Source organism: Ferroplasma sp., assembly GCF_037442045.1.
Lineage (GTDB): Archaea > Thermoplasmatota > Thermoplasmata > Thermoplasmatales > Thermoplasmataceae > Ferroplasma.
The window spans coordinates 1-7893 of the sequence record NZ_JBBIRC010000054.1 but is presented as its reverse complement, the minus strand read 5'-3'; the positions used below and the strand labels follow the sequence as shown (position 1 = coordinate 7893).

Annotated in this window: 8 protein-coding genes and 1 tRNA gene; 4 read left to right on the top strand and 5 right to left on the bottom strand. The window is 34.6% G+C overall.

Going from position 1 to position 7893, the window contains the following annotated elements; genetic code table 11:
• Positions 1-253: 253 nt before the first annotated feature.
• The 4 genes from WKI77_RS06700 to WKI77_RS06685 all read right to left on the bottom strand — a co-directional run bounded on the left by WKI77_RS06700 (position 254) and on the right by WKI77_RS06685 (position 3019).
• A tRNA-Thr gene (locus WKI77_RS06700) sits at positions 254-326 on the bottom strand.
• The gene (locus tag WKI77_RS06695) at positions 317-1477 is read right to left on the bottom strand and encodes a DUF1015 family protein (RefSeq protein WP_337861056.1); all 1161 of its coding nucleotides are present in this window, start codon (positions 1475-1477) and stop codon (positions 317-319) included. The genes WKI77_RS06700 and WKI77_RS06695 overlap by 10 nt, the downstream gene beginning before the upstream one ends.
• Positions 1477-2322, bottom strand: a complete 846-nt coding sequence (locus tag WKI77_RS06690) for a deoxyribonuclease IV (protein ID WP_337861055.1) — start codon at positions 2320-2322, stop codon at positions 1477-1479. The genes WKI77_RS06695 and WKI77_RS06690 overlap by 1 nt, the downstream gene beginning before the upstream one ends.
• Positions 2306-3019 carry a TrmB family transcriptional regulator gene (locus WKI77_RS06685; RefSeq protein ID WP_337861054.1) on the bottom strand — a complete coding sequence of 238 codons (714 nt, stop codon included), beginning with the start codon at positions 3017-3019 and terminating at the stop codon, positions 2306-2308. Before WKI77_RS06685 ends, WKI77_RS06690 begins: the two co-directional genes overlap by 17 nt.
• 169 nt (positions 3020-3188) lie before the next feature.
• Here WKI77_RS06685 and coaBC point away from each other — a divergent pair, with 169 nt between their 5' ends.
• The 3 genes from coaBC to WKI77_RS06670 are packed head-to-tail and all read left to right on the top strand — an operon-like array spanning position 3189 to position 6083.
• Positions 3189-4406, top strand: a complete 1218-nt coding sequence (gene coaBC, locus WKI77_RS06680) for a bifunctional phosphopantothenoylcysteine decarboxylase/phosphopantothenate--cysteine ligase CoaBC (protein ID WP_337861053.1) — start codon at positions 3189-3191, stop codon at positions 4404-4406.
• A gap of 48 nt (positions 4407-4454) precedes the next feature.
• Entirely contained in the window at positions 4455-5525 is a 1071-nt protein-coding gene (locus WKI77_RS06675; RefSeq protein ID WP_337861052.1) for a DNA polymerase IV, read from the top strand.
• Between the two features lie 6 nt (positions 5526-5531).
• Positions 5532-6083 carry a DUF309 domain-containing protein gene (locus WKI77_RS06670; RefSeq protein WP_337861051.1) on the top strand — a complete coding sequence of 184 codons (552 nt, stop codon included), beginning with the start codon at positions 5532-5534 and terminating at the stop codon, positions 6081-6083.
• A gap of 38 nt (positions 6084-6121) precedes the next feature.
• Here WKI77_RS06670 and WKI77_RS06665 read toward each other — a convergent pair whose 3' ends face one another.
• Complete coding sequence (locus WKI77_RS06665) at positions 6122-7297, bottom strand: MFS transporter (protein WP_337861050.1); 1176 nt, start codon at positions 7295-7297, stop codon at positions 6122-6124.
• A gap of 60 nt (positions 7298-7357) precedes the next feature.
• Here WKI77_RS06665 and WKI77_RS06660 point away from each other — a divergent pair.
• The coding region (locus WKI77_RS06660) for a metalloregulator ArsR/SmtB family transcription factor (RefSeq protein WP_337861049.1) at positions 7358-7893 on the top strand (536 nt) is incomplete at its 3' end.

The window sequence follows — 7893 nt, the reverse complement described above, 5'->3', positions numbered from 1 at the left end:
TCAAGGATAAGGCCCATTAATCAAGTGTACCTTGAGGCGCATGCAAAAAAGTATTATTGGGCACCTTAATTATCCCAAGATAACATTCTAAAATATTTTATTACAATTCAAAGGTCATAATAAAATTAACATTAAAATATAATTCATTAATTATATAATGCTATTTTTATATTAAAAAAGTGGATCTGAATTATATAAAGAAAATCAAAAATAACAGAAAATACATAGATACAGTGTTGAACATTTTCATTAGAGCCATCGGCGAGATTTGAACTCGCGACCTGCTGATTACGAATCAGCCACTCTTCCTGCTGAGCTACGATGGCTTCAGGTAAATAGCAATGCCTGATGGGATTTTTGGATAAAAATATGTTGATTTCTGGGGAAATACAGAACCTTCAAGCACCATTTTCAAAAAAACATCCTTTTTCCACGGGGGAACGATAACTGCAAAGTCGCATTCGTGCATATCAACTGCATTGATTGCATCGGTTGTGTTATATATATATCCAACCTTTGTTTCAATATCATTGTTGTTAAGCCCCATCCCATCCCTGAACAGTATCTTATTTATAATCTCAGTAGAAATCAACGGGCCTGAACCAAAAGTTTCATCAATTGCAAATTGCTTTGCCACCAATCTATAAAATATCCCCTTGCTGTAAACTCTGATTTCATCATCATCCATAATAGCTCTGTCCACAGTTATATCAAATAAATTCCTCAATTTTGGCAAATTTTCCTCAAAATTAATTCTGTATACGAGTCTATCCACACCACCTATCATAAGGCCATTATCATATATCGAAGTTATATATGCCATTGCATAATTCCAGAATATATCACCGCTTTCCTTTTTAAGGTCAATTATTGCCTGTGTCCTGTGATGGCCATCTGCCACGATTCCCCTATCGTTCCTCAATGTTTCTTTCAATTTATTTATTTTATCCGGGTCATCAAGAAAATATATATAATTTTCCACACCGCTTGGTTCCTCAAATTCGTATACCTTTTCCAGATTGTTGCTGTATCTCCTGATCATTTTGTCAAAACCATTATCAGGAACAACTACAAATATTGGCTCCGGTTCGCCATTCAATTCTTTCATAACTTTTTTTCTTTCCAGAACATTTTTTTCAAAAGTATTTTCATGTGCCTTTAACATATCATCAATTTCTACAAGTGATATAATTCCATATCTTGTTATTGCTTCTTTATTGATATAAAATACCTGCTTGAGTATCAGTATAATATCTTTATCATGCTGGTAAATAACTCCTTCTGTGATCCATTTATTTATAAGTTTCTGAAGGGTAATTCCACTATTTCCATATTCTGGAAGGCTCAATGCTGTAATATTGTATTTAGCAGAACGCAGTTTTTTTTCCTGCTCTACAGTTATTGTATCAAAAGGAGGTGATACTATATCCCTGATATCCCCAGAAAATAAATATGGCCTGAATTCTTTCACGTTCATTATCTCACCAGCATACTTTCAAGTTTTTCCAGATTTTTGGAATAATATTCGTCACCATCTGGAGTTTCCATGATCATCGGTATATTATTGAATGAATTATCATTAACTATGTTTGAAAATCCTTTGTCCCCAATATAGCCCTTTCCAATGTTTTCATGCCTGTCCTTTTTTGAGCTAACGGCAAACATTGAATCATTGATATGCAATGCACCTATATGCTTGAGAACGCCACTGGATTTCAGCAATTCCATGGATTCTTCATATCTGTCTTTTATGTCATAACCCTCAGAAAAGAAATGGCATGTATCCAGGCAAATACCTATTTTATTACTTGACACAGACATCATATATTCCATCTCATCAACTGTTGCCGGTATCGTATTTCCCTTCCCTGATGAATTCTCGATAAGCAATGAAACCTTGCCTGTTTCCAGCGAATTTAATAATTCCATAATTGAAGCCATGGCATGTTTTTTATCGCTGTTTGAACCTGGATGAAGCACAAGATTTTCAACGCCAATTTCATTGCAAACCTTTATTTCGTATTTGATATCATCAATGGATTTTTGAATAAGTTCACTGTTATCTGATCCAAAGTTCAAAAGGTATGTTGCATGAACCACCGGTTTTTTTAAATTATACTTTTTAACATTTTCCCTGAATCCAGTAGATTCTTCATCTGTAATTTCCTTATACTTCCACTGTAAATTGCTTTTAACAAAGACCTGCAATGTATTAAAGCCAAAGGATGAAGCCCTTTCAGGCGCAAGATCAATGCCACCAGCTATGGAAACGTGCCCGCCTATTAGTTTGTTCATCTGATTCAGGTCACATTTTGATGTCATCGTTCATCATCATGCTAATAAATTGCAGCACATGCAATGAAAGTACCGGATTGTCAGTGTATCCACATGCATCCAGATCAGCTCCAGCCAGCATTGCCCTTGAATCGTCGCTTGCAACATCTGTGGCTATAAGCCCTTCTTTTCTGTAAACCGTTGTATTGTGTGGAACTCTCTTATTGGGCGGCGTAATGAAAATAACTTTTACGCCCCTTTTTATTGCATTATCAATATTTTTTCTTAATTCACTTCTAATTTCTCTGATTCTCGGTGTTGCTATTAAAATTTCCCGTTCTGTAAGGTCAAACATTTCGGCCATTTTGCTCATTACTTTTGTTCTCCCATATATTGTAAACACAAGCTGAGGATCTCCCTTGGAAGGCAAAACATCCTGCAGTTCCCTTAAATCATCAAATAATTTATTTACATTGTTAATAAAATCCTCACGTATCTTGCTCATATCTTCTGGCTTGAACATTCTGGGCCTCCCCTCTGTTTCCCTTGCAAATCCTCTTGAAACAAGTGATTCCATAACCTTATATGCCGAAGTTCGTGGAATGCCTGCTGTATCTGCAATAGTATCAGCATTTGCCACACCATGATATACTAATGAGGCAAAAGCCTGTGCTTCATAAGACGATAGGCCAAGGATTTTAAGCATGTTTGCAGTCTTCATAATATGTTCTGGATTAGCTTCCATAACTAATAAATGCTTTATTTATTTAAAACATTTTCTATTTGCAACAAAAATAATAGATTTACTATCATAATTACTGAACAGGGGCAAGTCAATAATATTAACTAATTTGTTGCAAAACCCTTATTTTTAGATTAATAAATAATTTATGTAATGAAACACTATTAAATATATGAACTACATAGAATCACATTTTGAAAATATGCTATCAGGCAAAAAGGTAATAATTGTCAGTTCTGCAAGCATTTCAATTTACAGAATCCCGGATCTGATTAGGGACCTTAAAAGAGAAGGGGCTACTGTCGTTTCAGCCATGAGCCAGTCTGCCGTATCAATGATTGGAAAAACCATAATGGAATGGGCAACCGGAAATCCAGTGGTTACAGAAATAACAGGCAATATAGAACATATATCTATGTTTGATGATAATACAATACTTCTGGTGGCACCTGCATCCTACAACACTATCGGGAAAATGGCAAATGGAATCTCGGACAGTATACCATCACTGTTTTTCTCATACGCGCTGGGGCATGGAAACAGCATAGTTGTTGTGCCTGCAATGCATAAAGACATGTTCGCAAATCCTGTAAACAAAGAAAATATTGAAAAATTGAAGAATAAAGGTGTTCTTATAGTTGAACCGGAATTCGATGAAACAAAGGCAAAAATAGCAGACAACGATAGAATAATAGATTATGCCTGCAGGTCTATATATGGCGATGAACTCAAGGGAAAGAACGTTCTGATAATTTCTGGAAGAAGTGAGCTTCCACTGGACCCTGTAAGAATACTTACAAACAGGTCATCAGGGTATACAGGCTACTGGCTTGCAAGAAATGCTTTCCGCCTTGGCGCTTCAATGATTACTTATATTGGGAATTCGGAATACAGTATACCGAAATATGCTACATATATGGAAAAATACAATTTACGTGAGATAATAATTGAAATCAATACATACATCAGTGTGAATAAATATGATTATATAATAATGCCAATGGCGCTGATGGATTTTGATACAAAGGAAAGCAAATCAAAGCTTGATAGTGGAGAAGAACAGAATATTGTGTTATCGCCCAGGCCAAAAGTAAGGGACAGAATCAGGCAAATGGTGCCAGGTGCAATTATGGTACTGTTCAATCTGGAAAGCGAGAAAACCTATGATAGCAAAAAGTTTGAAAAATCTGATCCGGATGTGGTAGTGCTGAATAGTTATGCCAAAAACCCATTTGGCGAAACTGTAAATGATTATACAATAATTGAAAAGGATAAAAAGGAGGAAATCCCAAATATTGACAAAGCAGGAATATCTCTACAAATATACCGGAGAATAAAAAATATTAAGAGAGACCCCGGCGAGCCCGGAATGAATTCATTAATATTATAAAATTCAAAATTAACAGAAAAATTAAATTATAAATGCCAATATATATTCATGGTTTTTATCATATTTATCGATTTTGATTATTTTTATGCCCAGGTAGAAGAAATTATGGACCCTGCCATAAAGGACAAACCAGTTGTGGTATGCGTTTATTCTGGCAGAACAGAAAACAGCGGGGCTGTAGCAACATCGAATTACATAGCCAGATCAATCGGAATCAAATCGGGGATGCCACTCCCACAGGCAATGAAAATAGGAAAGGATAGGGCAGTTTTTATTCCAATAAGAAAGGATTTTTATAAGGAATTTTCAGATAAAGTTATGGGCACAATCTCCACATATTCGGATAAAATGGAAATTGCAAGCATAGATGAGGCATATTTGGATGTAACTGATGAATGTGATACCTTTCAGGAGGCCATAAGCCTCGGGCAGGAAATAAAGGAGAAAATATATAAGGACCACAAAATGAAAGTTTCAGCTGGAGTTTCAATAAATAAGGTTATAGCAAAAATTCTTGGGGATATGGCAAAACCAGATGGGTTAAAGTATATTGGTCAATCAGAAGTTGATGAATTTTTAAATAATCTGGAAGTAAAAAAAATACCGGGAATAGGGTCAATACTTTCCGTAAAACTCAAAGAATCTGGAATAATCTATATAAAGGATATTTTAAAAGCAGATCCAAAAAACATGCTTTCAATCCTTGGTAATTCCAAATACAATTATTTGATGGAAATAGCAGAAAATCGTTATAATAAGCCTGTCGAAGAAAGAGTAAGAAAAAATTTTGGCCGATATATGACATTGCCTGAAAATACAAGGGATTTTAGCATTATATTGCCCATGTTGCAGAAGGCAGTGGATTCAGCATACAGCAAGGCTCCCGGCATCCCAGGAGAAATATCTGCAATTGGCATCATGGAAGACCTTGATATTGTTTCAAGGTCATACACTTCTGCAAGCATCAATAAAGACAGGGCATATGAAATGGCCAAAGAGCTCATGGAGAAGATACTGGCAACCGATGAAAGGAAATTAAGGAGAATAGGAATAAGAATTGGCAAAATAAACACCAGAATAAACACAAATGAAAGCCTTGATGATTTTTTTGGAGTATGAAATTTTATGGAGAAATACTGGGAACCGGGCAGGTATATAAATATCTATAATACCAGAATGGACAGGCATAAAAGAGATTTACTCTTCAGGCAATTAAAAAAATCAGATCCATTAGTATACGACGTAAGAATTGAGAAAAACAGTGTAGAAATAGCATATTTTTTTCAAATCAACAACATCACAAAATCAATTATGGGCAAAAATTTCTTTACTTCAAGCATAAATTACATCCAGAATGCAAAATCTTTCAGTTATGCAATTTATCTGATCGGGGAAGAACGCTACTGGGAAGCACACGAAGTACTTGAAAATTACTGGAGAAATAGTAATGGTCTGGAAAAAACCACTTACCAGTACATAATACTTCTATGTGCTGCTGAGGTACATAAGCAGAGGGGCCACGATTCAGTGGCCAGAGGCATTATAATCAGGTCAGGAAAAATCAAAACATTGGACACAATCCGAAATATAGATATTTCCGGCATAAAAAGAGAAAAATCATATAACCCGGATATTGAATTAAGAATACTGATACCAGATTTTCAAATAAAAAAATAAAATGGTATATATCAATTTTTTACCGCTATTTTTCTTAATTATACATTTTTAATTTTATATTTTTGCCTCATTATAATAAGAATGGACACCATTATAATTATAAAAACATAGTAATAAATTACAGAAATAAACAAACCTGTTAAAAGTGCGATTCCGCCTATTGCCACTACCGGAACTCCTACTCCAGCATATGTAATAATATAAAATTTTGAAAGGACCGATGCTTTATAATCTGCAGGAATATCTTTTACAATCATTTTCATGGCACCAAGAAATGCTATACCCATTCCTGTGCCTGCAAGAACAGTGCTGAAAACAAGTATTATCAGTGAATGGTATGGAACAGATAGTATTATTCCCAGAATAGAAGCAAGCAATAACATAAAGCCATAAACAATTGATTCTTCAGATAATGATTTGCGGAATAAAATCTGGATAAACGCAGAAGAAATGAGCATTAAGAATACTATTCCACCGGCAATTGCATAGTTATTCAATCCAAACACGGTGGTGATATAACTTGGGGCAAGTGACATAAAAAATGCTGTAACTGACCATGCCACAAAAGAAGAGAAACTGGAAAACAGTAAAATTCTCTTTACATTTTCCGGCATTACAGGCTTTTTAATATTAATTTTTAATTCTTTACGGTGCACTGTTTCAGGCATTTTAACAACAAATATGGAAATAATAACCAGTAAAACCAGTGAAATAAAATAAACCGATTCAAGCGGGAATATAAAGTATTCTGCCATTGCTCCACCCAAAAAAGGGCCAGTAGCAGTGCCCGTTGATGTTGAAATTGTAGTAATAAAAGAAGCCTTTGTTTTATCTCTATCCAGATCAACAAGCAGCGCTGTTAAAGGCCCTGAAATTAGCCCTGTTGCCGCACCCTGAAATGCTCTTGCCATAAAAAGCTCATAGTAATTCGCAGCAAAAATAAACGATAATAATCCTGCAATTGCCAGAACAATTCCGGCATAAACTATACTTTTTCTTCCATGTTTGTCTGCATATTTTCCTGAAATCAATAATGTAGGAACAAGAAATATCACATAGGTTGCAAATATTCCTGTTAATATTAATGTATTGAACCTGAATTTTACTGCATAAATTTCGTATAATGTTGCAGGCACGTTTGATCCCATCATCAGGAAAAATAGCAGTAAGCCTCCAGTTGCCATAGAAATATCTACCTTTTTATAAGTATTCATACATACATAATTTCAATGAAAATTTAAAAAATATGATATATAAGAAAACCATTATATGTTATGATAGAGTCAAAAAGCAACATTGCAAATATCATTCATGCCATATCAAATCCAAACAGAATGAAGATAATTGAATTTTTATCCTCTGGCCCTTCAAGCGTAAATAAAATTTGTGAATCATTAAATTTAATCCAGCCAGAAGTTTCCAATTGTCTTTCTGTATTATCAAAAAATAAAATAGTTGGAACAAACAGTATAGGCCGAGAACATGTTTATTATTTGTATCCTGAACAGCTTGAGCCTTTACTTCTATGGATTGACAACGTATTTAGCGGGAACAAAAAAGTTAAAACAAATAAAGATTCGAAACAGAACCTGAATAATGCAAGGTCATGCTATGACCATTTAGCAGGTGTTAATGGTGTATATTTGCTTGAAAAAATGCTTGAATATAAATGGCTTGAAGTAAAGGAAAGCAAAAAACCGATATATTCATTAACCGGGATTGGAAAAATGGAACTTCAAAAAAGAAAGGTAAAAATTCCAGTAGAATTTAAGGGGAAAAGAATTTTTGCTTATGGATGCATGGATTGGAC

Excerpts from the sequence above, each read along its gene's own strand:
- WKI77_RS06695 (WP_337861056.1), bottom strand. The coding sequence starts at position 1,477 with ATGAACGTGAAAGAATTCAGGCCATATTTATTTTCTGGGGATATCAGG.
- WKI77_RS06690 (WP_337861055.1), bottom strand. The coding sequence starts at position 2,322 with ATGACATCAAAATGTGACCTGAATCAGATGAACAAACTAATAGGCGGG.
- WKI77_RS06685 (WP_337861054.1), bottom strand. The coding sequence starts at position 3,019 with ATGGAAGCTAATCCAGAACATATTATGAAGACTGCAAACATGCTTAAA.
- coaBC (WP_337861053.1), top strand. The coding sequence starts at position 3,189 with ATGAACTACATAGAATCACATTTTGAAAATATGCTATCAGGCAAAAAG.
- WKI77_RS06675 (WP_337861052.1), top strand. The coding sequence starts at position 4,455 with ATGGTTTTTATCATATTTATCGATTTTGATTATTTTTATGCCCAGGTA.
- WKI77_RS06670 (WP_337861051.1), top strand. The coding sequence starts at position 5,532 with ATGGAGAAATACTGGGAACCGGGCAGGTATATAAATATCTATAATACC.
- WKI77_RS06665 (WP_337861050.1), bottom strand. The coding sequence starts at position 7,297 with ATGAATACTTATAAAAAGGTAGATATTTCTATGGCAACTGGAGGCTTA.